The organism is Catenulispora sp. EB89 (genome assembly GCF_041261445.1).
Classification (GTDB): Bacteria; Actinomycetota; Actinomycetes; order Streptomycetales; family Catenulisporaceae; genus Catenulispora.
The window spans coordinates 87,239-111,792 of the sequence record NZ_JBGCCU010000029.1; the positions used below are offsets into that span (position 1 = coordinate 87,239).

At 71.6% G+C, this 24,554-nt stretch carries 19 protein-coding genes; 10 read left to right on the forward strand and 9 right to left on the reverse strand.

What is annotated here, in order from left to right:
* Positions 1–105 precede the first annotated feature (105 nt).
* Positions 106–1,053 (forward strand): alpha/beta hydrolase, encoded by a 948-nt coding sequence (locus tag ABH920_RS41460; RefSeq protein ID WP_370354799.1) that lies wholly within the window; start codon positions 106–108, stop codon positions 1,051–1,053.
* A gap of 29 nt (positions 1,054–1,082) precedes the next feature.
* Here ABH920_RS41460 and ABH920_RS41465 read toward each other — a convergent pair whose 3' ends face one another.
* From ABH920_RS41465 to ABH920_RS41475, 3 genes are all read right to left on the reverse strand, one after another.
* A complete protein-coding gene (locus tag ABH920_RS41465; RefSeq protein ID WP_370354800.1) occupies positions 1,083–2,507 on the reverse strand; it encodes an amino acid permease in 1,425 nt (474 codons plus the stop codon).
* An 83-nt stretch (positions 2,508–2,590) separates the two neighbouring features.
* Complete coding sequence (locus ABH920_RS41470; RefSeq protein ID WP_370354801.1) at positions 2,591–4,300, reverse strand: MFS transporter; 1,710 nt, start codon at positions 4,298–4,300, stop codon at positions 2,591–2,593.
* Positions 4,300–4,734 (reverse strand): MarR family winged helix-turn-helix transcriptional regulator, encoded by a 435-nt coding sequence (locus tag ABH920_RS41475; RefSeq protein ID WP_370354802.1) that lies wholly within the window; start codon positions 4,732–4,734, stop codon positions 4,300–4,302. The genes ABH920_RS41470 and ABH920_RS41475 overlap by 1 nt, the downstream gene beginning before the upstream one ends.
* A 206-nt stretch (positions 4,735–4,940) precedes the next feature.
* Between ABH920_RS41475 and ABH920_RS41480 the strand changes: the two genes are divergently transcribed.
* Positions 4,941–7,985 (forward strand): hypothetical protein, encoded by a 3,045-nt coding sequence (locus ABH920_RS41480; protein ID WP_370354803.1) that lies wholly within the window; start codon positions 4,941–4,943, stop codon positions 7,983–7,985.
* Here ABH920_RS41480 and ABH920_RS41485 read toward each other — a convergent pair.
* Positions 7,972–8,496 (reverse strand): carbonic anhydrase, encoded by a 525-nt coding sequence (locus ABH920_RS41485; protein WP_370354804.1) that lies wholly within the window; start codon positions 8,494–8,496, stop codon positions 7,972–7,974. The genes ABH920_RS41480 and ABH920_RS41485 overlap by 14 nt on opposite strands.
* Before the next feature lie 108 nt (positions 8,497–8,604).
* On the opposite strand from ABH920_RS41485, the gene ABH920_RS41490 reads away from it, so the two are divergent.
* Positions 8,605–9,318, forward strand: coding sequence for a TetR/AcrR family transcriptional regulator (locus ABH920_RS41490; protein WP_370354805.1), 714 nt, complete (start codon positions 8,605–8,607; stop codon positions 9,316–9,318).
* Positions 9,319–9,376: 58 nt separating this feature from the next.
* Here the strand turns inward: ABH920_RS41490 and ABH920_RS41495 are convergent, their stop codons facing one another.
* On the reverse strand, positions 9,377–11,332 hold the full coding sequence (locus ABH920_RS41495; RefSeq protein ID WP_370354853.1) for a protein kinase: 1,956 nt from the start codon (positions 11,330–11,332) through the stop codon (positions 9,377–9,379).
* Between ABH920_RS41495 and ABH920_RS41500 the strand changes: the two genes are divergently transcribed.
* Entirely contained in the window at positions 11,258–11,515 is a 258-nt protein-coding gene (locus ABH920_RS41500) for a hypothetical protein (RefSeq protein ID WP_370354856.1), read from the forward strand. The two genes, ABH920_RS41495 and ABH920_RS41500, sit on opposite strands and share 75 nt — an antisense overlap.
* A 375-nt stretch (positions 11,516–11,890) precedes the next feature.
* Here the strand turns inward: ABH920_RS41500 and ABH920_RS41505 are convergent, their stop codons facing one another.
* Positions 11,891–12,592: a flavodoxin family protein gene (locus ABH920_RS41505; RefSeq protein WP_370354806.1), complete on the reverse strand. Its 702-nt coding sequence runs from the start codon at positions 12,590–12,592 to the stop codon at positions 11,891–11,893.
* Between the two features lie 73 nt (positions 12,593–12,665).
* On the opposite strand from ABH920_RS41505, the gene ABH920_RS41510 reads away from it, so the two are divergent.
* The gene (locus ABH920_RS41510) at positions 12,666–13,880 is read left to right on the forward strand and encodes a hypothetical protein (RefSeq protein ID WP_370354807.1); all 1,215 of its coding nucleotides are present in this window, start codon (positions 12,666–12,668) and stop codon (positions 13,878–13,880) included.
* A gap of 13 nt (positions 13,881–13,893) precedes the next feature.
* Here ABH920_RS41510 and ABH920_RS41515 read toward each other — a convergent pair whose 3' ends face one another.
* The gene (locus ABH920_RS41515; protein WP_370354808.1) at positions 13,894–18,480 is read right to left on the reverse strand and encodes an HAD-IC family P-type ATPase; all 4,587 of its coding nucleotides are present in this window, start codon (positions 18,478–18,480) and stop codon (positions 13,894–13,896) included.
* Between the two features lie 302 nt (positions 18,481–18,782).
* Between ABH920_RS41515 and ABH920_RS41520 the strand changes: the two genes are divergently transcribed.
* On the forward strand, positions 18,783–19,262 hold the full coding sequence (locus ABH920_RS41520; protein WP_370354809.1) for a hypothetical protein: 480 nt from the start codon (positions 18,783–18,785) through the stop codon (positions 19,260–19,262).
* A 199-nt stretch (positions 19,263–19,461) separates the two neighbouring features.
* A complete protein-coding gene (locus tag ABH920_RS41525) occupies positions 19,462–19,665 on the forward strand; it encodes a hypothetical protein (protein WP_370354810.1) in 204 nt (67 codons plus the stop codon).
* Positions 19,666–19,693: 28 nt separating this feature from the next.
* Here ABH920_RS41525 and ABH920_RS41530 read toward each other — a convergent pair whose 3' ends face one another.
* Together ABH920_RS41530 and ABH920_RS41535 are read right to left on the reverse strand one after the other, a co-directional pair.
* Positions 19,694–20,521, reverse strand: a complete 828-nt coding sequence (locus ABH920_RS41530) for a DsbA family protein (RefSeq protein WP_370354811.1) — start codon at positions 20,519–20,521, stop codon at positions 19,694–19,696.
* 95 nt (positions 20,522–20,616) lie between these two features.
* Positions 20,617–20,964, reverse strand: coding sequence for a VOC family protein (locus tag ABH920_RS41535; protein WP_370354812.1), 348 nt, complete (start codon positions 20,962–20,964; stop codon positions 20,617–20,619).
* A 192-nt stretch (positions 20,965–21,156) separates the two neighbouring features.
* Between ABH920_RS41535 and ABH920_RS41540 the strand changes: the two genes are divergently transcribed.
* The 3 genes from ABH920_RS41540 to ABH920_RS41550 are packed head-to-tail and all read left to right on the forward strand — an operon-like array spanning position 21,157 to position 24,551.
* The gene (locus ABH920_RS41540; RefSeq protein ID WP_370354813.1) at positions 21,157–22,614 is read left to right on the forward strand and encodes a glycosyltransferase family 4 protein; all 1,458 of its coding nucleotides are present in this window, start codon (positions 21,157–21,159) and stop codon (positions 22,612–22,614) included.
* Positions 22,615–23,367, forward strand: a complete 753-nt coding sequence (locus tag ABH920_RS41545) for a DUF2334 domain-containing protein (protein ID WP_370354814.1) — start codon at positions 22,615–22,617, stop codon at positions 23,365–23,367.
* Positions 23,364–24,551: a glycosyltransferase gene (locus ABH920_RS41550; protein ID WP_370354815.1), complete on the forward strand. Its 1,188-nt coding sequence runs from the start codon at positions 23,364–23,366 to the stop codon at positions 24,549–24,551. The genes ABH920_RS41545 and ABH920_RS41550 overlap by 4 nt, the downstream gene beginning before the upstream one ends.
* Positions 24,552–24,554: the final 3 nt, after the last annotated feature.

The following is a 24,554-nucleotide window of genomic DNA, read 5'->3' on the forward strand; positions in this document are numbered from 1 at the left end:
GCCGCAAGACCGTAAAGCCGCCCGCCAGCTCGACCGCACGATGGCACACCGCACCACACCCCATCAGCCATCAGCCGCTCCGGCTCCACCCGAAGAGGAACCCTGATGCCCCTCGATCCCCAGATCCAGGCCATGCGCGAGCGCCGAGTCCAGGCCGCCGCGCCCCCGCTCTACACCCTCAGCCTCGCCGAGGCGCGGGCCGCCGACCTCGCGTCGATCCAGGCCGAGGCGCACGAGCCGGAGCAGGTGCACGAGGTGGTCGACCGGATGGTGCCGGCGGAGGGGCGCGACATCCCGGTGCGGGTGTACCGCCCGAGCGCCGAGGCGGTGCTGCCGACGCTGCTGTACTTCTTCGGCGGCGGCTGGACGCTCGGGGGCCTGGACACCAGCGACGGCGTGTGCCGCTCGCTCGCCAACCTGGCCGGGGTCCAGGTCGTCGCGGTCGGCTACCGGCTGGCGCCCGAGCACCGCTTCCCGGCCGCCGTGAACGACTGCCACGACGCGCTGCGCCACATCGCCGCGCACCCGGACGAGTTCGGTACGAACGCCGGCGCCCTGGCCGTCGCCGGCGACAGCGCGGGCGGCAACCTGGCCGCGGTCGCCGCGCTGCTGGCCCGCGACGACAAGCTGGAGCTGGCCGGGCAGCTGCTCGTCTACCCCAACACCGACCAGCTCGCGGCCGAGGGCTCGATGTACGAGAACGTCGACCCGTGGCTGTTCAACCACCGCTCGGTGTCCTGGTACCGCAAGCACTACCTGGCCGACGACGCCGACGCGCTCAACCCGCTGGCCTCGCCGCTGCTCGCGCCGGACCTGTCGGGTCTGCCGCCGGCGCTGATCATCACCGCCGAGTACGACCCGCTGCGCGACCAGGGGGAGGCGTACGCGCGGCGGCTGGCGGCGGCCGGGGTCAGCGTGGAGCTCACGCGGTACGAGGGGATGGTGCACGGCTTCTTCACGATGACCGGGGCGGTCGACGCGGCCCGGCACGCGGTGGATCAGGCTGCCGGGGCGCTGCGGGGGTGGTTCGCGATGAACACCGTCGCGTCCTGAGTCCTACCTCTGAGCCCTACCCCTGAGCCCTACCCCACATCCACCGGGAACCGCCGCTTGATCGCCCGCCACCCCGCCCACAGCACCAGCACGATCACCGGCACCGAAGCCAGCACCGGCCGCTCGTCCGAGCTGTCTCCCATCAACACCAGCACCCCGGCCAGGAACACCAGCACCGCGTAGTTCGTCCACGGCGACCCCGGCATCCGGAACCCCGGCCGGTGCACGGGGCTGCCCGGCAGCTCCGAGGCGGCCTTGAGCCGGGCCTGGCACACCAGGATCGTCGCCCAGGTCGTCAGCACCCCCAGCGACGCCGTGGACGTCGCGATGTCGAACGCGCGCGAGGGCACCACGAGGTTCAGCAGCACGCCGGCCAGGTACACCGCCGCGGTCAGCATGATGCCGCCGTGCGGCACGCCGCGGCTGTTCATCCGCGAGACGTACTGCGGGGCCTCGTGGCGTTCCGCCAGCGCGCGCAGGATCCGCCCGGTGGAGTACAGCCCCGAGTTGGTCGACGACAGCGCGGCGGTCAGCACCACGAAGTTCATCACGCCGCCCACGCCCGGCACCCCGAGCATCGAGAACACCGTCACGAACGGGCTCTCGCCCTCGTGGTACACCGTCCACGGCAGCACCAGGACCAGCAGCCCGATCGACCCGACGTAGAACACGGCGATGCGCCAGACCACCGCGCGCACCGCCTTCGGCACGACCTTGCGCGGCTCCGCGGTCTCCCCGGCGGTGATGCCGACCAGCTCGATCGCGGCGTACGCGAAGACCACCGACTGCAGGCTGACCAGCACCGCCCACGTCCCCTTGGGGAACATCCCCCCGTGGGCGGAGACGTTGGCCCAGCCCGCGTGGTGGGTGCCGATCCCGGCGTGGGTGAGCAGCAGCGCGACCGCGACCACCAGGAAGACCAGGATCGCGAGGATCTTGCACAGCGCGAACCAGGTCTCCAGGTCGCCGAAGACCTTCACCGACACCAGGTTCGCCGCGAGCAGCACGCCGAGCGCGGCCAGCGCCGAGAGCCACTGCGGCAGCGCCGGGAACCAGTAGTGCATGTAGATCCCGACGGCCGTGAGCTCCGCGACGCCGGTCATGGCCCAGTTCAGCCAGTACATCCACCCGCAGGCGTAGCCGGCCCACGGCCCGATGAACTCCCTGGCGTACACCACGAAGCTCCCGGACGTGGGCCGGTACAGCACCAGCTCCCCGAGCGCGCGCATCACGAAGAACGCCGAGACCCCGGCCAGTGCGTAGGCGAGCACCAGTCCCGGACCGGACCGGTGCAGCGCCCCCGCCGAGCCGAGGAAGAGCCCGACCCCGATCGCCCCGCCGAAGGCGATCATCTGGATCTGGAAGTTCGCCAGCGTCTTCTGATACCCCGCGTCGCTGCCGGTCGGCTCCTCCTCGGCGCGGTCGGTGGTCAGCGTCGAGGGCGGGTTCGTCATGCTCCCCGGTGTATCCGGCGCCGCCGGGTGTCAACCACCTGCCACGCGGAAGGAGGACGGGCATTGGTCCGAACGGGAGCGGATCACGCGTCGCTGTCGGCGATTTCCTCCTTGACGTTCAGCCCCTTCCCCCGGCGCAGGCACGCGATCACCGCCAGCACGGACAGTCCCGTGGCGACCGAGAACACCACGATCAGCCCCTGGTGGAAGGGGCCTGACAGCAGGTTCGGGAAGAACTCGCGGCCGGTGAGGGTTGCGTGCGCGGCCGGGGTCAGCGAGTTCAGGGCGTTGGCGCCGGCCAGGAGGTGTTCGACCGGGTTGACGCCGAGCATCGCGGCGAACAGCGAGGACACCGGCGGCAGGTGCCCGATCTGCGTCGCGGCGTGCGCCGACACCCCCTGCGCCTGCAGGCTGGTGGTGAGCGTGTGCGGCAGCCGGGCGGCCAGGCCGGCGATCATCAGCGAGAAGAAGACGCCGATGGACACCGCGGTGCCGGAGTTCTGGAACGTGGCGCGCATCCCGGAGGCGGCGCCGCGCTTGCTGGCCGGGACGCTGCTCATGATGGACGACGTGTTCGGGGCGCCGAACATGCCGCTGCCGATGCCGTTCAGCGCGATCAGAGACGCGAAGGCCCAGTACGGGAACTGGACCGGGAGCAGCATCAGGCCGATGAAGCTGGAGCCGAACACGGCCGCGCCGGCGGTGGACAGCCCGCGCGAGCCGAAGCGGTCGGACAGGTAGCCGGACACCGGCCCGGATATCAGGAAGCCGACGGTCATCGGGAGCAGGAAGATGCCGGCCCACAACGGGGTGTCGCTGTAGTCGTAGCCGTGCAGCGGCAGCCATATGCCCTGCAGCCAGATCACCAGCACGAACTGCAGCCCGCCGCGCGCCACCGAGATCGCCAGCGAGGCGGCGTTGCCGACGGTGAAGTCGTGGATCTTGAACAGTGAGAGGTCGAACATCGGCTCGGCGATCCGCGACTCGATGAAGTAGAACGCGATCAGGCTCCCGACACCCACGCTCAGCAGCGCGATCACGGTCGGGTTCGCCCAGCCCATCGCACTGCCGTGGTACGGCTGCAGGCCCTGCGTGACGCCGATCAGCACCGAGCCGAGCCCGACGGCGAAGGTGACGTTGCCCCACCAGTCGATCCGCCCGCCGGTGGCCCGGCTGGTCTCGCGCAGCCGCCGGTAGGCCCAGTACGTGCCGAACACCCCGACCGGCACGTTCACCCAGAACACCGCACGCCAGTCCCACGCCGACAGCAGCCCGCCGGCCACCAGCCCGATGAACATCCCGGCCAGCGCTGCGACCTGGTTGATACCGAGCGCGAACCCGCGCCGCTCGGGCGGGAAAGCGTCGGTGAGGATGGCGGCGGAGTTGGCCGTCAGCATCGAGCCGCCGACAGCTTGCAGCAGCCGCCAGCCGATCAGCCACATCGCGCCGTGCGTCCCGTCGAAGGGATCGAAGGACAACAACACCGAGGCGATGGTGAACACCATGAACCCGGCGTTGTACGTGCGCACGCGCCCGAACATGTCGCCGAGCCGCCCGAGCGTGACCACGAACACCGCCTGCACCAGCCGGTACCCCATGATCATCCACAGCAGGTAGACGATGTTCCCCGGCGCCAGCGGATCCAGGTGGATGCCGCGGAAGATCGGCGGCAGCGCGATCAGCACGATCGAGCCGTCGAGGGCGGACATGAACATCGCCGCGGTGGTGTTGGTCAGCGCGACCCACTGGTAGCGCTTGTCGGTGGTCGGCACCGCAGCCGTGGCGACCGCCATCAGATCTTCTCCGCGAGGCGCTGTATCAGGGGCGCCGCGTCGGCCAGAATCCGCAGCTCCTCATCGGTGAACCCATCGGCCAGCCCGGCCGCAATGGCCGCGGCCCGCGCACCGCGCTTGAGCCGCAGCGCCTCCCGCCCGGCCTCGGTCACGACGGTCACCGAGCGCCGCCGGTCCTCCTCGTCCCGCCGCCGCTCGACCAGCCCGCGCTCCTCCAGCGCGGCCAGCGTGATGCCCATCGCCTGCGGACTGATCTGCTCGACCCGCGCCAGGTCGGCAGCGGTGGCCGGGCCGTTCCGGTCCAGCCGGGCGAGCGCCGAGCGCTCCGGGAGCGATGGCTCGCCGGGCGCGGCGGTCTGGCGCAAGCGGCGCACGACGAGGCTGATCGCGCTGAACAGCGCGGTGGACAGGTCGTCCACACGGGGGGAGTCCATATGGACAATCTAGATTGATAAATCTGGATTGGCAATCTCGGTTGCGGGTCTGTGATCCCCCAGTAGTCGAAGTACCGGGTCGGGCGGAGGTGAGAGGCCGCAGGGGATTGCCAGGTTGCGAACGTGTTGCTAAAACATCCAATGAATACGCACCCTGATCGCGCACAGTTCCGCCAAAACCCCACGTTCCGGGAGAGTGTCATCGGATGTCTTTGCGACGAATACTGCTCAGTTGGACCGGCGCGGCGCTCGTCGCCGCGGCTCTGGTGCCCGTCGGCGCACATCAGGCCACTGCGGCGGCGGCCAAGGCCAGGGCCGCCGCCACCACCCTCTACGCCAGCCCCGGCGGCAACGGCGCCTCGTGCACGCTCGACAACCCGTGCTCGCTCGCCAAGGTTCAGCAGACGGTGCGGACCCTGGTGCCGGCCATGACCGGCGACATCACCGTGGACCTGCGCGGTGGTACCTACCAGCTGTCCTCCCCGCTGTCGTTCACCCCGGCGGACTCCGGCGCCAACGGCCACACCGTCGTCTGGCAGGCGTATCCGGGGGAGAAGCCGGTGTTCTCCGGCGGCCGGAAGGTCTCCGGGTGGCAGCTCTTTGACTCGGGCAAGGGCGTCTACCGCGCCGTGGTCCCGGCCGGGACACAGTCGCGCCAGCTGTTCGTCAACGGCGTCCGTGCCGAACGCGCCCGTGGGGCGGTGAACCCCGCCGGGTTCACGGTCACCGCGACCGGCTTCACCACCGCCGATCCGCAGTACCTCAGCTGGTCCAACCCGGCCGGCGTCGAGATCGTCCACCTCAACGCCTGGAAGGAGCTGCGGTGCCCGGTCACCGCGATTACCCCGGCGGCCGGCGGCGGCTCGGCGTTCACGCTCGCGCAGCCCTGCTTCGGTAACGCCGGCGCCCCGCCGTACCCCTCGGGCTACTTCCCCTACAACGGCGGCGGATCTCCGGGCCTGGACTCGATCAGCTGGATCGAGAACAACTACGCGCTGCTGTCCGCGCCCGGCCAGTTCTACCTCGATTCCGCAGCTGGATACGTGTACTACATCCCGCGCGCCGGTGAGAACCTGGCGAGTGCCGACGTCGAGCTGCCGACCGCCCAGACCCTGGTCTCCCTGGCCGGCACCCCCGGGCACCTGACCCCGGTCGACGACACCGACCCCAGCATCGCCTACACCGGCAGTAGTTGGGGCACCAGCGGCGGCCGTACCTACGGCGACCTCGGTGACGACGTCCACTACGCCACCGCCAACGGTGACTCCGCGACGATCACCTTCACCGGCACCGGGATCAACGTCCTGTCCGAGGCCAACAACGACGAAGGCGACATCGATGTCTACGTGGACGGCGTCCTGGACCGCACCGTCACCGCCAACCGCACCGCCGAACGCCTCGCGCAGCAGGTCGTCTACTCCAAGACCGGCCTGTCGCAGGGCGCGCACACCGTGCGGCTGGTCAAGAAGGACGGCACCTACCTCCTGATCGACGGCTACGTCCCGATCACCGCCGCCATCGCCCCGGTCCACGACATCGCTCTGCGCGGCATCACCTTCTCCTACGCCACCTGGCTCGGCGCCAGCGGCCCGGACGGCTACCGCGACAACCAGGCCGGCGTCACCTGGACCGGCACCCCGGCGGTGGCCGGCCGTGTCGGCGCCGCCGTGCAGGTCAGCCGGGGCCAGCGGATCGAGATATCCGGCGGCACCTTCTCCCACCTCGGCGGCACCGCTGTCGACCTCGCCAACGGCACCCAGGACAGCACCGTCACCGGCAACCGGATCTACGACACCTCAGGCAGCGGCGTCAGCGTCGGCGAGTTCGACGACTTCTACCTCGCCGACCCGGCGCTCATGACCTCCGGCGACACCGTCTCCGACAACGCGATCTCTTACGTCGGCCAGGAATACCAGGACTGCGTCGGCATCCTCGTCGGCAACGGCCGCGCCGTCACCCTCGCGCACAACGACATCGGCCACACCCCCTACTCCGGCATCTCCCTGGGCTGGGGCTGGGGTTGGGCCTCGACCAACGGCGGCGACCGCCACGGCACCATCTACTCCCAGGGCAACGCCATCACCGGCAACTACGTCCACGACGTCATGCAGGTGCTCAACGACGGCGGCCTCGTCTACACCCTCGGCGGCCAGGGCGACGGCAGCGTCCACTCCACCTTCAGCGGCAACGTCCTCAGCACCTGCACCGCGACCAGCGCCGGCTGCCACGGCATCTATCTGGACGAGGGCAGTTCCTGGTGGGACGTCGGCGGCAACGTGGTGAGCCAGCCCGCCGGGAACTGGGCCAACATGTGGACCCCGACGATCCACGACGACTCCCTGCACGACAACTACAGCGATGTCACCCGTCTCTATAACAACGGGACCAACGTCCCCATCACCACCATGACCTACGTGACCAACGGCGCATGGCCCGCCGGCGCGCAGAGCATCGCCGCCGCGGCCGGACTGGAGCCCGCGTACAAGAACCTCGCCATCCCCGAGGCCGACCTGGTCAACGACGGCGCCGTCGGTTCGCTGCTGGCGCCCGGCACGATCACCTACACCGGCAGCTCGTGGCAGTCCTACGGCGGACGCGACTACGGCGACCTCGGCGAAGACGTGCACGCCGCCACCGCCAACGGGGACAGCGCCACCTTCTCCTTCACCGGAACCGGCATCCGCGTCCTCGGCGAACGGAACAACGACCAGGGCACGCTCGGCGTGACCCTGGACGGCACCGCCGCCGGCACCGTCGACACCTCGACCACCGGCGCGCGCCAGGTCCAGCAGCCGGTGTATCAGGTGTCGAACCTGCCCTACGGCGCTCACACCGTCGTGCTCACCAAGCAGTCCGGCAGCTACGCCACCATCGACGGCTACGAGCTGGACAAGACGATCGATGACACCGACGTCTCGCTGCACTACTGCGGAACGTGGGCGGTGAGCGGCGGACGCGGTGTCGGGGACTACGGTGACGGCGTGCACTACACGGCCGGCAACGGGGATTCGGTCACCGCGACGTGGTCCGGGACCGGCGTCGACGTCGTGACGGAGAAGAACGCTGATGAAGGGGACATCGCGGTGTACGTGGACGGCCAGCTCCGGCAGACCGTCAGCGGCGCCAACCCGACGCGGCAGGTCCAGCAGGTCGTCTACCACCTCGACGGCCTGACGCCCGGCGTGCACACCATCCGGCTGGTCAAGCAGAGCGGGACGTACCTGCTCGTCGACCGGTTCACGTTCCGGTAGGCGTGTCGAGCACCATGGCGACCCGTCCGGTGTCCACGTCGTAGACGTGCCCTGAGACGGTGGTCCCGAGCGGGAGCAGGGGTGAGCCGAGCAGACGCTCGACGTCCTCCTTCACCGTCACGGACGGGTCGTCGACGGTGCTGGCGGCCAGCGTCGGCGCGGGCACGCCGGTGGCCTCGGCGGCCTGGTCGCGGAAGCCGGGATCGGCCAGGAAGCCGGTGCCGCACTGGGTGTGGTGGATGATCGCGATCTCGAACAGCGGGCCTTCGACGCCGAACACCTGCCGGGCCAGGAAGCCGAGGTAGGCGACGTCGGCGATGACGGACTCGGTGACGCGTCCGCCGGCGTTGCGGATGACCGGGGCGTCACCGGGGTTCAGGCCCAGGATCCGGGCCGGGTCCAGCCGGTGGTCCAGGCAGGTCACGACGATGACCTGGGCGGCCGGCGGGCTGAGCGGCACCGGGGTGAAGCCGTGCGCGGACCATTCGTTGTTCTCCAGGAGGGGAGCCATTCTGGACACGGTGATCTCCGTTCGGTCGGAGTCGGGGCGAGCCTGTTGTGGACACTGTCCACGTTAACTCGGTGAGGTGGACGCTGTCCACATTGATATCGTGAGCGCATGAGCACCGAGCGATCAGCCGCCGAGAACCCCAGCTCGACGGCCGGTTCCCGGACTGCCCCCGGACCCCGGACCACGGCGCGGCGCCCGCGCGGCGCGGTCCGCGAGGGCCTGATCGCCGCCGGCCTGGAGCTGGCCCGGGCCGGCGGCCCGGACGCCGTGGTGCTGCGCGAGGCGACCCGCATCGTCGGGGTCGTGCCGAACGCCGCCTACCGGCACTTCGCCGACCGCGACGAGCTGCTGGCGGCGGTGTGCGCGGCGGCGATGGCCGAGCTCGGCGCGCGGATGGCCGCGGCGGTGGCCGCCGTGCCGGGGGAGCGCGGCGACGCCGATGCCGCGTTCGGGCGGATGGCGGCGGTCGGCACGGCGTATCTGGCGTTCGCGCGCGAGGAGCCGAAGCTGTTCGCCACGGCCTTCGCCGTGCCGGAGCAGCACCCTTATTTCGTCCCGGAGAACGCGGCGGGTTCGGACCGGACGCCGCTGGGCCAGTTGCGGGACGTGCTGGACGAACTGGTCGAGGCCGGCCTGCTCGACCCGCGGCGGCGGGAGGGCGTCGAGTTCCCGGTCTGGTCGACGGTGCACGGGCTGGCGGTGCTGATCGAGCAGGGGCCGCTGCGGGTGGCGCCGGAGGAGGACGTTCGGCTGCTGACCGACAAGGTGCTCGGGTTCATCGCCGAGAGCCTGCTGGCGGGGGTTCCTGAAGCAGGCGCCTGACGGTCCTGTCGCCTGCGAATCAGGCGCCTGACCGGTTGCGGGTCAGGCGCCTGATCGGCTAGCCGATGACGTGGCTGGTGTCGATCTTCCAGCTGGTGCCGTCCTTGACCAGGCCGAAGGACGTGCGCTCGTCGCTGTGCGTGCCGTCCTTCGAGACGTAGTGGATGGTCGCGACGACCGTGGACGGCGGCGTGGCCACCACATCCGAGATCGTGACCTGCTGGTAGCCGTTCCAGAAGGACTGGTAGTTGCCGAAGCCCCGGGCCACGTTCGTCTGGTAGGCGGCTGTCATCTGCGGCCAGGCCGCGTTGAGGTTGCCCGGGAGCAGGCCGTAGTAGTTCGTGACGAACTGGCTCAGCTGGGTCGCGACGTCGGTGGGCGCGGTCGACGGGGTGGAGGCGGAGGACGTGGGGGTCGACGACGACGTGGTCGCGGAGCCGGACGTCGAGGCCGAGGTCGAGCCGGCGGTCGAGCCCGAGGTCGGCGGGCCCGACGGGGTGCCGGACGGCGCCGCGGCCTGGCCCGAGCTCGTCGTCGGCTTGGTCGGGCTCGACGGCTTCGACGTGGTCGCGCCGTGCGCGACCGGCTGGTTCTGCGAGGAGTCGCCGCCGGAGTTCATCGCGACGACGATGGCCACGATCAAGACCGCCGTGCCGACGACGCAGATCGCGATCGCGAGCGGCATCCGGCTGCGCGAGCGGCCCTCGGGCGGCGGCGACGTCGGGCTCACGGCCGGGTGGTCGGAGGTCGGGGGCGGCGGGGTGTTCGCGGCGGACTCCGCGCCGGTGAGCGCCGGGGTGGGTGCCGGCGCCGACTTCGCGGTGTTCCGGGTCGGCGGCGCGGTCATGGCCGAGGTCGGTGTGGCGCCCTGGACGGCCGCCGACGACGACGTGGCCGAGGGCTTGGCCGACGAGGTGGTCGGCGTCGTGGACGTCGACGGGGCCGAGGTCGGCGGGGCGGTCGACGCCGCGGCCGGGGCCGAGGCTGAGGTCGGGTCCTCGGTCGGGTCCGAGGGCGCGTTCGGCGCCGTGACCCGGGACGATATCGAGCTCGGGGTCGGCGTGGGAGTCGGCAGCGGCTCCAGGATCGGCACTGGTGTCGGTACCGGCGCCGCGCCGGCGGACGGCGCCTTCGAGGCCGTCTCGGACGAGGCCGCCATGCGCTTCGCGGACAACGGATCCGTCACCACGAGCGTCGGCGACGGCGCCTCGAACGCCTTCGTCACCGGGGCCGAAACCCGGATGTCGGCGACCGGCAGCGGCTTGAACGACTGCGCGTCCAGTCCCTGCCAGACCTGCTTCATCGTCGGCCGGTCCACCGGCTCCGGGCTCAGCATCCGCATGATCGTGTCGGTCAGCGGCCCGGAGCGCTTCGGGAGCCGGATCTCGTTGCGGACCACGCGCAGCAGCGTGGCCATGGCGTTGTGGTCCTCGCCGAACGGCGGGGTGCCCTCGACCGCGGCGTACAGGGTGGCGCCGAGCGAGAACACGTCGGCCGGGAACGCGACCGGATGCCCCTGCGCGACCTCCGGCGCGGTGTACGCGGGGGTGCCCAGGATCTCCCCGGTCGCGGTGACGGTCGCGTCGCCGGCGGCCCGGGAGATGCCGAAGTCGGTGAGCTTCACGGTGCCGTCGGTGGTCATCAGCACATTGCCGGGCTTGATGTCCCGGTGCACGATGCCCCGCTCGTGCGCGGCGGTCAATGCCGAGGCCAGCTGCGCGCCGATGCTGGTCACCTCGGTCGGCGTGAGCACCGCGCCGGTCGCGAGGATGTCCCCGAGGCTCTGCGAGGGGACGTACTCCATGATCAGGTAGGGTCGGCCGTCGTGCTCGGCCACGTCGTAGATGACGACGGCGTTCGGATGCTGGAGGCGCGCGGCGATGCGGCCCTCGCGCCGGGCGCGCTGATGCGAAGTGCGGACCTGCGCGCCGCTCATGCCATGGTCGGGCCGCAACTCCTTGACGGCGACATCACGTCCCAGGACCTCGTCGCGGGCCCGCCAGACGACGCCCATGGCGCCGCCGCCGATCTCGGCGACCAGGCGGTAGCGGCCGGCGACGAGGGGGGTGGAGGCGGCGCGGGGGGTGGGGATCGCGGGTTCGGGTTCGAATTCGAGCTCGGGTTCCGGTTCCGGTTCCGGTTCCGGTTCGAACTCGACAAGCTCAGGCTCTTCGAGGTCAAGAGGCTCCGACGCTGACTCGCGCTCCGGCTCCGGTTCCGTATCCGATTCCGTCTCCGATGTCTCCGCCGCCGCCTCGGGCTCCGTCGTTTCAGAGTCGACTGACTCTGGCTCAGTCGACTCTGTGGTTTCAGACTCAGCCGCCTCGGGCGGGGTCTTCTCAGGCGGGGTCTTCTCAGACGCGGTCGGATCGGGCACGGTCGTCGGCTGCCCCGGCTCGGGGTCGGCGTTCATAACAGGTCCCTTACTTCCCCCGCCGCACACGGGCACATGGTCGACGCGAACAGATCGGAGCGGATCTGAGCTCATGGCCCTCCAACCCTATCGCCCATCGGGGTGTTTCGGGTTCGCGGTGCGTTTACGCGCCGGGCGCCCCGCCGACCGCGTCGCGTCCTACCGGTACTCGGGGTTCTCGAAGTCGAACCGTGACCCGGCGTCCCACGCCGAGCGCTGGTTCCCGTATGCCGGGACCCCGCCGGCGTCCTTCAGCATCCGCGCCAGGTGCATCAGGTTCCACGTCATGAACGTGGTGTTCCGGTTCGTGAAGTCGTTCTGCGGCCCGCCGGAGCCCTGGTCCAGGTAGGAGGGCCCGGGACCGGCCTCCCCGATCCAGCCGGCGTCGGCCTGCGGAGGGATGGCGTAGCCGAGGTGTTGCAGGCTGTAGAGGATGTTCATGGCGCAGTGCTTGACGCCGTCCTCGTTGCCGGTGATCAGGCAGCCCCCGACGCGTCCGTAATACGCATACTGCCCGGCGGGGTTGAGGATCCCGGAACTGCCGTAAAGACGCTCGATGACGCGCTTGGTCACCGAGCTGTTGTCGCCGAGCCAGATCGGACCCGCGAGCACCAGAATGTCGGTGGCCATCACCTGCTCCTGGATGCCCGGCCAGGCGTCGGACGCCCAGCCGTGCTCCGTCATGTCGGGCCACACACCGGTGGCGATGTCGTGGTCGACGGCGCGCACGTGCGAGACGGTCACACCGTGCTTCGCCATGATGCGCGCGCTGACGTCGATCAGCCCCTGCGTGTGGCTGAGCTCGGGGGAGCGCTTGAGCGTGCAGTTGATGAACAGGGCCCGGAGGTCGTCGAATCGCATGCGGTTCGGTGTCGGCGTGCCCGCCTGGCGTTACACGAGACCTTCTCGATCACCGGGCACATACCATCTGCTGGTGCGGAATATCGAGGAAGCTCTCGCGGATGCGTCGATCCGCGACTACTCCGGCCTGCTCGAACTGGACGCGACCGAGCTCGCGCGGTACGCCGCCGACGCGTCCAACGGCTGGTGGAAGCGGCAGCTGTGCGCGCTGGCCCTGGTCGGCCGGGTGCCGGAGGACTACGTCGGCGACCTGATCGCACGGGTCCGCGATTTCGGTGAGGTCAATGAGGTCCGTGCCGCGCTCCTGGAGGCGCTGGCCGACCGGGAGGAACTGCTGCCCTGGCTGCGGGACGAGGCCGGGAAGCTGTCGCAGGCCTCCAAGCCCTCGGTCCTTCAGGCGCGCGGCCGGCTCGGCGATCGGACTGCCGTCCCCCAGCTGGTGTTCCTCGCCGCCTCGCCGTGGGCTCACGAGGGCCGGCTCGGTCGCGCCGGCGTGGACGCGCTGGTGGAGCGCTACGGCCTGGAGACGATCCTCGCCGACATCGGTGGGCAGAGTCCTGAGGCGCGCATCGCTCAGGTGCGCTTGCAGGCCGCCGGCGGGCTGGACGTCAGTTATGCGCTGGCGGACGAGGACCGCGCTGTCGCGTACACGGCCCAGGCCTTGGTCGAGGACGTCGCCCGGCTCCGCGCCTACCGCGACGAGGCGCCGACGGACGAAGCGAAGCTCTGGGCCGCCTACCGCCTCTACCAGCTGACGGAAGATCAGGACGAGGCCCGCGCCACGTACGAGGAACTGGGCCGTCCCCGCATCGAGGTTCCGGGGCTGGACGAGGACATGCGCCGCGTGATCGTGCGCGAGTACGCCGGCTGCTCCCAGCGCCGGACCGACCCGCGCTGGCGGATCGAGCTGATCTGCACCGAGGCGCCGCCGGAGCGCGACGAGGCCGCGGAAGCCGCGGAGCTGAACCACGCTCTCGCGGCGCTGACCGCGGCCGGGCTCGAGCCGCAGCCGCCGGTCAGCGCCGGTCAGCACCACCACCAGGGCGACGGGACGTACCACGTCGTCACCGTCGGAAGCGGCAACCTGGCCGTCAGCACCCTGGGACGCTACGCGACCGAGTACTCCGGCGATCCCGATCCCGCGGCCCGGACAGCTCTGGAGACCGCGGGCTTCCAATGGATCGACGCGGATGTCGCAGCGATCCGGGTCACCGACCTGTGCGTGTACCACTTCGGCCATCGGAGCGATCTGACAGTGGCTGAGCTGCTGTTCTATTGGCAGGACTAGCTTTCCGCTCGCGCTACGCCTTCCACCCCACCCGCTCCAGCACCCGAGGCGCCACGACACCGGCCGCCGTGGCGGTGGCCGCCGAAGCCAGCACCGTCCCCCAAGCCACCGGCCCCAGCGGCGTGCAGCCGAAGAACTGGCTCACGCCCGGCGTCTCCACCACCGCGATCAGCGCCACCGCCGATACCGCCGCCGTGGCGATCACCAGCGGGCTGTGCCGGGCCGCCAGCAGCGTCTGCCCCAGCTGCGTGCCGACCAGCGCGCCGAGCCCCATCGTCTCCGCGCGGCGCGGGCGCCCCGATGCGCGGCCGATGCCCCAGGCCAGGCCCGCGCCGAGGGCTGTCGCGCCGCCGCGGACGGCTAGCGTGCGCTGGAACTCCGAGTCCCACAGGTTGCCCACCGGGCCGGAGGCCAGCGGGTCCTCGCCGCTGTTCGGGCGTGCGGGGGCCAAGGCGACCGCGAGGGCCGGGAGCATGTCCGTCAGCATGTTGACCAGCAGCAGCTGCCTGGTGCCCAGCGGCGCGCGGCCCGAGATCGCGGTGCCCAGGACGGTGAACGCCACCTCGCCGGCGTTGCCGCCGACCAGGATCGACGCCGCGTCGCGCACGTTCCCCCACAGCGTGCGCCCCTCGCGCAGGGCGTCGGTGATGCGCGCCGGGTCCGGTTCGGCCAGGACCAGGTCGGCGGCGGCGCGCGCGGCGGCCGAGCCGTGGCCCGCGATCGCGATGCCGACGTCGGCCAGCCGGATCGCCGCGGCGTCGTTGGCGCCGTCGCCGGTCATCGCCACGATGCGCCCGGCCTCGCGCAGCGCCTGGACGACGCGCACCTTCTGCTCCGGCGACACCCGGGCGAACACCGTGGTGTGCGTGACGCGCTCGGCGCGTTCGCGCTTGCTCAGCCGGTCGAACTCCGGGCCGGTGAGGACCAGGTGCGCCTCCGGGATGCCCAGCTGCTCGGCGATGGCGGTCGCGGTGTTCGGGTGGTCGCCGGTGATCATGGTGATGCGTACGCCGGCCGCGGTCAGGTCCGTGATCGCCCGCGCGGAGGTGGGGCGCGGGGTGTCGGCGATGGCCACGAAGCCGATCAGCGTCAGCTCGGTGACCAGCGCGGCCACGTCGAGCTCGGCCAGGTCCTCGACCACCGGGTGGGCTTCGGCGATGGCCAGCACGCGCAGGCCCTTGCCGGTCAGCCGGGCCGTCGCCGCCACCGCGTCGCGACGGCGCGCGGCAGTCAGGGGACTGACACCGCCGTCCCGCGAGCGCAGCTGCGTGCACACGTCCATGATCGTCTCTGGCGCGCCCTTGACCGCCAGCGTCAGCCGCGTGCTGTTGGTCCCGACCGACGCCGCGTAGCCGCGCGTGGTCTCGAACGGCAGCTCCGAGATGAGGTTCCACTGCTCGTCCCGGCCGATGTACATGTGCGCGGCCTCCACGACCGCGCCGTCGGTGGCGTGCGCGAGCCGGCGCGCCGCCCCCTCCTCGACCGCCGGGCAGGCCCGCGCCGCGTAGCGCAGCAGCCGGCCGCCCTCCTCGCCGTCCAGCGGCAGGTCGCCGTCGAGGTCCGCGAGCCGTGTCACCGACAGCCGGCCCTGCGTCAGAGTCCCGGTCTTGTCGAAGCAGACCGTGTCCACGCGGCCCAGCGCCTCCAGCGTGCGCGACGAGCGCACCAGCACCCCGCGCTGCGACAGCCGGCGCGCGGCGGCCAGCTGCGCCACCGTCGCCACCAGCGGCAGCCCCTCGGGCACCGCCGCGACCGCCACGGCCACCCCGGACGCCACGGCGCGCGGCAGCGGCACGCCGCGCAGCGCGGACAGCCCGGTCACCGCGATCCCGCCGATCCCGGCCGCCGGCAACGCGATCCGCGTCAGCTCGGCCAGCCGGGCCTGGATGCCGGCCGGCGGTGGGGCCGAGCCCGCGACCGCCGCCGCGCGTCCCGCCTCAGTGTCCTGACCCACCGCCACGACCAGCGCGAAGCAGCTGCCGGCCAGGATCGTGCAGCCCTCGTAGAGCATGCACGCGCGCTCGTCGAGGTCCGCGCCCGGCGTCGCGGCCGGGAGCTTGGCCACCGGCAGCGACTCGCCGTTGAGGCTGGACTCGTCGGCCTCCAGGTCCTGGGCCGTCAGCAGGCGCACGTCGGCCGGCACCACGTCGGTCGGGCCGAGCCGGATGACGTCGCCGACCCGGAGCCCGTCGGCCGGCACGTCGAGGATCGGAGCGTCGTCGAGCCCTGCGAGCCAGGCGTCGCCGGAGCCGTGCACAGCGATATCAGAAGGCTGCCACTCGACGCGGTGCGCCACGATCTGCTCACCCATCAACAGCCGCCGCAGCGCCTGCTCGGCACGCATCCGCTGCGCCCCGCTGATCACCGCGTTGCCGGCCATCACGCCGGTCACCAACAGCGCGTCCACGCCGGACCCGACTATCGCCGAGGCCGCGGCGCCCAGCGCCAGCACCGGAGTCAGCGGATCGCGCAACTCCTCGGCGACCGCGCCGACCAACTGAGTGGTCTGCGATGCCAGCGGGAGACCGGTGAACAGCCGCACCGTTTCGCGTCCGGCGTCGGTGAGCGCGGTGACGCGTCCGCGTGGCGCGATCTCCACCGACTGCTGTGATCGGGCCAGCTCTATGCGCTCGAACGCCTCGCGCGCCGTCAGATCGTGCCAGTTCCCGCGCACCGACGGCTCCGGCGGCGACTGCCGCGCCACGCGCAGCGCGCTCAACGTCCCGCCGAATATCGCCGCCGCCATCGCGCTGTGCACCGGGCTCAGCGTCAGCGGACGTGTCGGGCGGCGTCGTCCGGTCACCGCCAGCAGCGCGCCGAGCGCGGACCCGCCGACCGCCAGCCGCGCCGAGCGCTCGCTGACCTGCCGCGCGGTCTGCACCGACCGCAGCACGCGCCACGGCTGACTCAGACCCGGTCCGCACAACAACTCCGCCGACCAGCACACCGGCCGGCCCTCGGCGACCACCGCGACGCCGATGTCGGCGGCGTGCAACGCGTCGTCATCGTGCCCTGATATGACCAGCACGCCGCTGCCGCCGAGCTGCATCAGCCGGATGTAGTCCACCAGCGGCGCACCGGGCGCCACCACCTCGTCGGCCCAGGGCAGCAGGTCCCCGACGCTGTCGTGCTCGGTGAGGACCACGTGCGCGGCCGCGTCCCGCGCGGCGGCCAGCAGCGCGTCGGCGAGCGGGTCGGTCTCGACGCCGACGCGGACCCGGCCGCGGCGCTCGCCGTCGGGAGTCAACACGTCCAGGGTCAGCGCGACCGGGCCGCCGATGGCGCCGTCGAGCGCGTCGTGCGGCTTCTCGAAGCGCCACTCGCCGATGCTCCACGGGCCCGCGCCGGTGAAGCGCGGCGCGGCGCGGGCGGTGAGGTCGGCGGCGGTGAAGTCGGGCGAGGTGAGCGCCTGTTCGGCCGCGGCCCAGATCTGCCGGTCGGTGGTCGCCGGGTCGGTCGCCACGGCGCTCAGGATGCGCGGGCGGTCGGTGCACAGGGCCGAGGAATCGACGGCCACCAACGAGATCCGGTCCAGGCGGCGCAGGCTGGAGACGTCCATCGGGACCACGCCGTGCCGCGACAGCTCCCAGTCCAGCATCGAGGCGAACGCCTCGCGGCCCAGGCGGGCCGCCTTCGGCATCGTGGCCAGCATCAGGTCCCCGGCGCGTCCCGGGTCGCGGGTGGCGGCCAGGACGCCGGCGGCCCCCATCAGCGAGGCCAGGGCCGCGCGGTCGCCGAGCTTTTCGACGGGGCCTTCCGGATAGGGCGCGGGACGTTCGGAGCGGCGCCGGACCTCGGTCGGCAGGCCGGAGCCGTCGCCGACGAGTTCGCGCTCGCGGCGGCGCCAGACCGCCTGTCGGGCGCGGGCTTCGGCGAAGCGCAGGGCGTGGTGCGTGCTGTCTATCAGGATCGGCTCAGGGCCCTGAGCCAGCGCGTTGAGGGTGCTGTTGCTGACCGCGAACAGGGCTTCGGTGTGGGTGCGGCCGATGCGCTCCTCGACGACGTGCCGGATGCGCGGCGTGGTCTCGGCGATGAGCAGCGGCACGCGCAGCGCCTGCGGGACGGCCGGCAGGCGCATGACGCGGCCGGCGACCGCGACGCTCAGGCCCACGGCGTCCGCGGCCAGGGAGATGATCGCGAGGTTGACCGGCGCGTCGGCCGAGGGGTGCTCGGGCTTGGTGCGGGAGAAGGTCTCCTCGTCGGTCTCGTGCGCCTCCTCGGCCGCCTCGATGACCTCGATGATGCCCTCGACGTCGAGCTCCTGCGCGTCGAAGTCGATCAGGATGTGCTGGGTCACCGCGTTGATCTCGGCCCAGCGCACGCCCTTGAGCTCCCGCAGGGTCCCGGTGAGATGTTCGCGCAGCCTGTGGTGCCGGTCTCCGGCGCCGGTCAGGCCCTTGACTTCGATGTGGGCCCGGCCGTCTTCGGCCCAGACGCGGCGGCGCGCGCGGCGCGGACCGGTCTCGGCCATCCCGCGGACGGCCTCGACCGCCCCGCGCGATCCGCCGGCCAGGGACCCGACCGCGTCGACCGCGCCCATAGTGGAGGCGGCAGCGATGCGGGCGGCGCCCACGGCGACCCGGCCCATTCCGAAGAACATCTCAACTCCCTTTTTCGTCACACGGTTTTCACCCTAACGTTGGGCCTCGTACGAAGTGCCTATAACTTGGTGAGTCTACGGCTCTACCGGAGCCCGACTGAGAAGGGGTGAAAGCAATGGCGGTGGCGAAGAAGACGACAGCGGCCAAGCCGCGCACCCGAACGGCCAAAACGGCTGCGCCGACCAGCGGTGCGGCGGTTGAGGGCGAGACGCAGGCCGTTGAGACGCCGGTGGCCGCGGCGAACGGGGCAAAGGCGACAAGTGCTCCGAAGCCGGCGGTCAGGACGGCTGCGACGGCTACCGTGTCGAAGACCACTAGCGCGAGTGCCAAGAGCGACAGGGCCAGCAACAGCGACACGGCCAGCAAGAACGACACGGCCAGCGAGGCCACCACGAGCGACACGACAAAGGCGGAGGCCGAGAAGCCGGTGCAGTCCACCCAGAAGACCGACCAGAAGACCGGCCAGAAGACGGACCAGAAGACCGAAGAGCCCGGGAACCGCATCTCGGTGACGATCCCGCTGGACTCCGCCGCCCTCGGCCTGGCGGTCAAGGCCGCGACGCTGCCGGTCACCGCGGTCAAGAAGGTCGCACAGAACAGGAACGGCATCCCGGCCTACGTCGCCGTCGGCGGCCTGGCGGTCATCGGCGCCGTGGAGTGGCCGGTCGCGGCGGTCGGCGGGCTGAGCCTGGCGGCTCTGCGGCGGTGGGGTCCGCTGAAGCCGGCACAGGAGCCGGAATCGAAGCAGGAATCGAAGCCGGCGTCGAAAAAGAGCGCTTAGTCCGCCGCTTCCGCACCCCCACGGCGGAAGCGACTAATCATTGATGTCATCGCCGTTTCCGACATCAAACTTCGTCGGCGATGTCGATTTGGTCGGTCGGCGCTGGAGATCTGGCCCACCAACGTTCACCCGCAGCTGGTGGCCGCCACGCGCCGGTGCGTCTGTACTGCTTCGTAGAACAGCGAAGCGGAGAGGACGCATGTCGATCACATTCACCTTTCCGGCCACGATCGGTGACGCGACCCGTCTCGTCTCCGCCCTGGCCGAACCCTGTCTGGTCGCGGCGGCGGCCCTGGCCGGTGCCGGCCCGCTGGCGCAGGTGCTGGTCGCGGGCGCGGTCCGGGTGGCGCGCGGCGTGGATGTCGAGATGCGCGAAGGCGAGATGCGCATCTCGTTCGGCTGACCCGTCTCTTTTCTACGGCAGCTCTTTTCTACGGCAGCCCCGCCGCCTGAAGCACCTGCTTCAGCACCGCGGGATTGGACCCGACCACCTGCTTGCCGTCAGCGGAGACCTTGTACAGCGACGCCGGCAGGTTCAACTGCTTGCCGTCGAGCATCAAGGTCGGGGTCCCGCCGAGTCGCAGGGTATTGAAGTCCGCCATGTTCTGCTGGACCAGACCCTTGTACGTACCGGACGTGACGCAGGACTCGAACGCCGGGCTGTCCAACCCCGGTACCTGTTTCGCGACGGCGATCAGCTTCGCGGTGTTGTTGTAGGCGTCATCCGTCTCGTCGGGCTGGTTGGCGTAGAGCGCGTCGTGGTACTCGTCGAACTTCCCGACGGTCGCCGCGCACACCGAGGCCGCACCGGACCACAACGAGCCGCTGCCGGCGTCGTTGGAGTCGATGAGCGTGACGGGATGGAACAGGACGCGCAGGGTGCCGGCGGCGGCGTACGCCTTGTAGACCGATGACGAATCCGTTTCCAGCCCCTTGCAATAGGGACACCGGAAGTCCTCATAGATGGTCAGCGTGTGCGGCGCGGAGGCCGGGCCGTACGCCAGCGCCGTCGGCTTCTTGGACGGATCGGCGAACGTGTCGACGACAACGGTCCCATTCGACGGCACGCTGTACGCCTGCGGCTTGCTCGACGACGCACTCACCGCGACCCCGACGCCGGTGGCGACGCCGAGGACGACCAGCACCGCCGCCAGGACGCCGAGGCGGCGGCGTTGGCGTACGCGCTGGCGCTGGGCCTCCTGTTCGGCGGCTACGCGCTCGCGCGCGGACTGCTTCTTGGCTGCGTTCCTCTGACTCATTGCCCACCCTGTTCCGATCGCGGCACGAAACACCTCACACAACGACAGAACCCACGGTTCGGCTCAGGAGGTTGCATGCCGCGATCGGATCCCGCTCACTTTTTGTAGAACAGCACCAGCCGGTACCCGTCCGGGTCGGCCAGCTCGAACTCCAAGCCGCCCCCGGCCCGCTTGGCCGGCTCGCCAGCCGGCTTGTACCCGGCCGCGACGACCTCCGCGTAGGCCTCCTGGATGTCGTCGACCTTGATGTGGACCGCCGACGCCGTGCCCGGCTCGACCGGGCCGTCGGTGGCCACGAACGTCATCCAGAACCAGTTCACATACAGCGTCACCTGGTCGTTCTCGCGCTTGCCGACGCGGAATCCGAGGCTCTCGTAGAAGGCGACGGTGCGGTCCAGGTCGGCGGACTGGCAGGTGAGGCCGGAGATGCTGGCGAGCTTCATGGTGATTCCTTGTCGCTGTGTTCCCGTGTGTTCGGCGCCCGGTTCGGGCCGCTGCCACACTGACGCCCGGGGCCGCGCGGATGTGACAGCGGGCCGGGCGGCTGATCGCGGCCCCTATCTTTCACCTCAGGTTGTGCGTGTCCTCGTGTTATTAATATCCGCGTTCCATCTGGCGCCCTCATCGTGAGCAGCGTGCGTATAGCCGTCATCACCGAATCGTTTCTGCCCCGGGTGAACGGGGTCACGAACTCGGTCTGCCGCGTCCTGGAGCAGTTCGCCGCACGAGGGCACGAAGCGCTCGTCATCGCGGCCAAGCCGGGGCCAGAGCGGTACGCCGGGCACGAGGTCGTCTCCGTCGGGGGGTTCGCGCTGCCGGGATACCGGTCGTTCGTCGTCGGGATGCCGATGGCGCGGCTGGTCGGCAAGCTGCGCGAGTTCCAGCCCGACGTCGTCTACCTCGCCTCTCCGTTCAGCCTCGGGTCGGCCGGCGCCACCGCCGCGCGCAAGCTGGGCATTCCGTGCGTCGCGGTGTTCCAGACCGACATCGCGGGTTTCGTCAAGCGCTACGGCCTGCGCGGCACCGACAAGGTGATCTGGTCGTGGCTGCGGCGGATCCACTCGCAGGCCGACCTCACCCTCGTGCCGTCGACAGCGACACTGAAGGCGTTGGACGAGCACGGGATCCCGCGCCTGGCGCTGTGGCGGCGCGGGGTCGACGCCGAGCGCTTCCACCCGCGCTACCGGGACGAGATGCTGCGGCACGAGGTCGCGCCGAACCGGGAGACCGTCGTCGGGTACGTCGGCCGGCTGGCCCCGGAGAAGCGGGTCGAGCTGCTGGCGAACCTCAGCGGGCTGCCCGGCGTGCGGCTGCTGGTCGTCGGCGACGGCCCGGCCGAGGGCAGGCTGCGCGAGGCGCTGCCGACCGCGACGTTCACCGGGTTCCTGGACGGCCACGAGCTGTCCCGCGCCTACGCCAGCCTGGACGTTTTCATCCACACCGGCGCCGACGAGACCTTCTGCCAGTCGGTGCAGGAGGCGATGGCCAGCGGGGTCCCGGTGGTGGCACCGGCCGCCGGCGGGCCGCTGGACCTGGTCACCCCGGGCCGCACCGGAGTGTTGTACGACCCTGATTCGGTCTCCGAGCTGCGGGCCGCCGTGATGCGGCTGGCCGCGAACCACGAGCTGCGGAACGAGTACGGGGCCAACGCCCGCGCCGAGGTCGAGTCCCGCACCTGGGACACCGTCAGCGACCAGCTGATGGCGCACCTGGACGCGGTGGTCAGCGGTCGCGGCCGGGTCGCGGCGTCCGCCGAGGCCGCCATGATCACCACCACCGTCGAGGCCAACGCCGCTGCGGGCAAGGCGGCGACCGGCAAGGCGGCTGCGGGCAAGGCCGCGAGAGGCAAGGCGGCAGCAAGCAACGCGGCTGCGGGTATGACAACCGCGGGTATGGCAACCACCGGTATGGCCGCCGCGGGCATGGTGCCCGCGGAAAGCAAGGCCGTCCCCGGCAAGGCCACCGCCGCGAGCAACGCCGGCGTCGGCACCGGCAACGGCTCCGGCGCTGGCTCCGGCACCGGCGCCCCGGCCAAGCCCGCCAAACCCGCCAAGGACTCCGCGTCGCCGGCCGGCCTCGAAACGGCGGCGTGAATGCCCCGCCCGCAATTACTCGTCTCCATCCACGACATCGCCCCGGCCAGCGCTTCGGCCACCGAGCGCTGGCTGGCCGACCTCGACGCCCGCGGCGTCCCGGCCACCCTGCTGGTGATCCCGGGACCGTGGCGCGGCTCCCGGCTGAGCCAGAGCCCTGATCTGGTCGCCGCGCTGCACGACGCCGCGTCCCGGGGCCACGAGCTGGCGCTGCACGGCTGGGAGCACAAGGCCGGACCGACCGGCCCGCCGCTGCGCCGTGCCGCCGCGCAGCTGCTCGCGCGCGGCGCGGCCGAGTTCGCGGCGCTGGACGTCGCCGAGGCCACCGCGCGGCTGTCGGCCGGGCTGGCCGAGCTCGCCGCCCTCGACATCGAACCGGTGGGCTTCCACCCGCCGGGCTGGCTCGCCTCCCCGGGGGCGTACCAGGCGCTGCGGCGCGTCGGGCTGCGGTATTCCTCGTCGCACCTGTTCGTCCGCGACCTGATCACCGAACGGCGATACACGCTCCCGGCGCTCTCGCACCGCCCCGGCGGCACCGGCGAGGTCTTTGCCGCGCGCCTCATGCACAAGTCGGCCGCCGCCATGGCCCGGCGCGGCCGGTCGTTCCGGGTCGCGCTGCACCCGGACGACCTGCTGCACCCGGGACTGCGCGCGACCACGCTCGCCGTCATCGACGAGGCACTGGCGGCCGGCTACCGGGCCGGTACCTACTCCGGCCTCATGATGCGCGGTGCCGCGGTTCCGATCCCGTGAGGATCGTCCAGCTCGCCAACGCCTACAGCCCCACATCGGGCGGCCTGCGTACGGTGGTCGACGCGCTGGGCCGGGGGTACATGGCGGCGGGGCACGAGCGGGTGCTGGTCATCCCGGGCCAGCGCCACTCGCGGGAGGAGGGCGAGTCAGGGCTCGTGGTCACGCTGCCCAGCCTGCCGGTCAGCGGCGGGTACCGGATGATCCCCCGCTTCTCGCCGGTGAAGGACCTGCTGGAGGAACTGCAGCCGGACTCGGTCGAGGTCTCGGACAAGGCGACGCTCGCCGCCGCCGGCCCCTGGGCCCGCGAGCGCGGCGTCGGCGCCGTGCTGATCTCGCACGAGCGGCTGGACGCGGTGGCCGCCGCCCGGTTTCCGCACGCCTGGGCCGCCAGCCACCGCGCGCTGCAGCCCGCGTTGCACCGGCGCTCGCGGCGCTTGGCGATGCGGTTCGACGCGATCGTCGTCGCCTCGGCCTTCGCCGGGCGCGAGTTCGACGGCTACGGCGGACTGCTGCGCGAGATCCCGCTCGGCGTGGATCTGGACACCTTCCGGCCCTGCCGGGTCCCCAGCCCGGAACGCTCCGAGGTGCCCCGGGGGACCGGAGAGCACCCCTGGCAGCTGGTCTACAGCGGACGGCTGTCGATCGAGAAGAACCCGATCGCGGCCATCGCCGCGGTCAAGGCCCTGGTCGCCGACAACCTCCCGGTCCACCTCGACATCTACGGCTCCGGCACCCAGCGCCAGCAACTGGAACGCTTCGCCGCCGACCTGCCGGTCACGTTCCACGGCCACATGTCCGACCGCGTCGAGCTGGCCGAGCGCATCGCCGCGGCGGACGTCGTCATCGCGCCCGGACCGGCGGAGACGTTCGGCCTGACGGTCCTGGAGTCGCTGGCCTGCGGCACCCCGGTCGTGACGGCGGACACCGGCGGCGCTGGCGAACTGCTGGCCGCCGGCGCCGGGCTGACGGCGGCGTGCACCGGGGAGGACATGGCCCGCGCCGTCGCCGGGATCCTGGCCTGGCCGGAGGCGGAGCGGCGGGCTGCCGCGCGCCGCCGGGCCGAGCAGTTCCCGTGGTCGGCGACGGTCGCCTCGATGCTGGACGTGCACGTGTCGCTGGCCGCGCGGGAGCGGAACCTGAGTCGGTTGAAGCGCCGGGGGCTGCGACGGCGCAGGATCGGTTGAGGC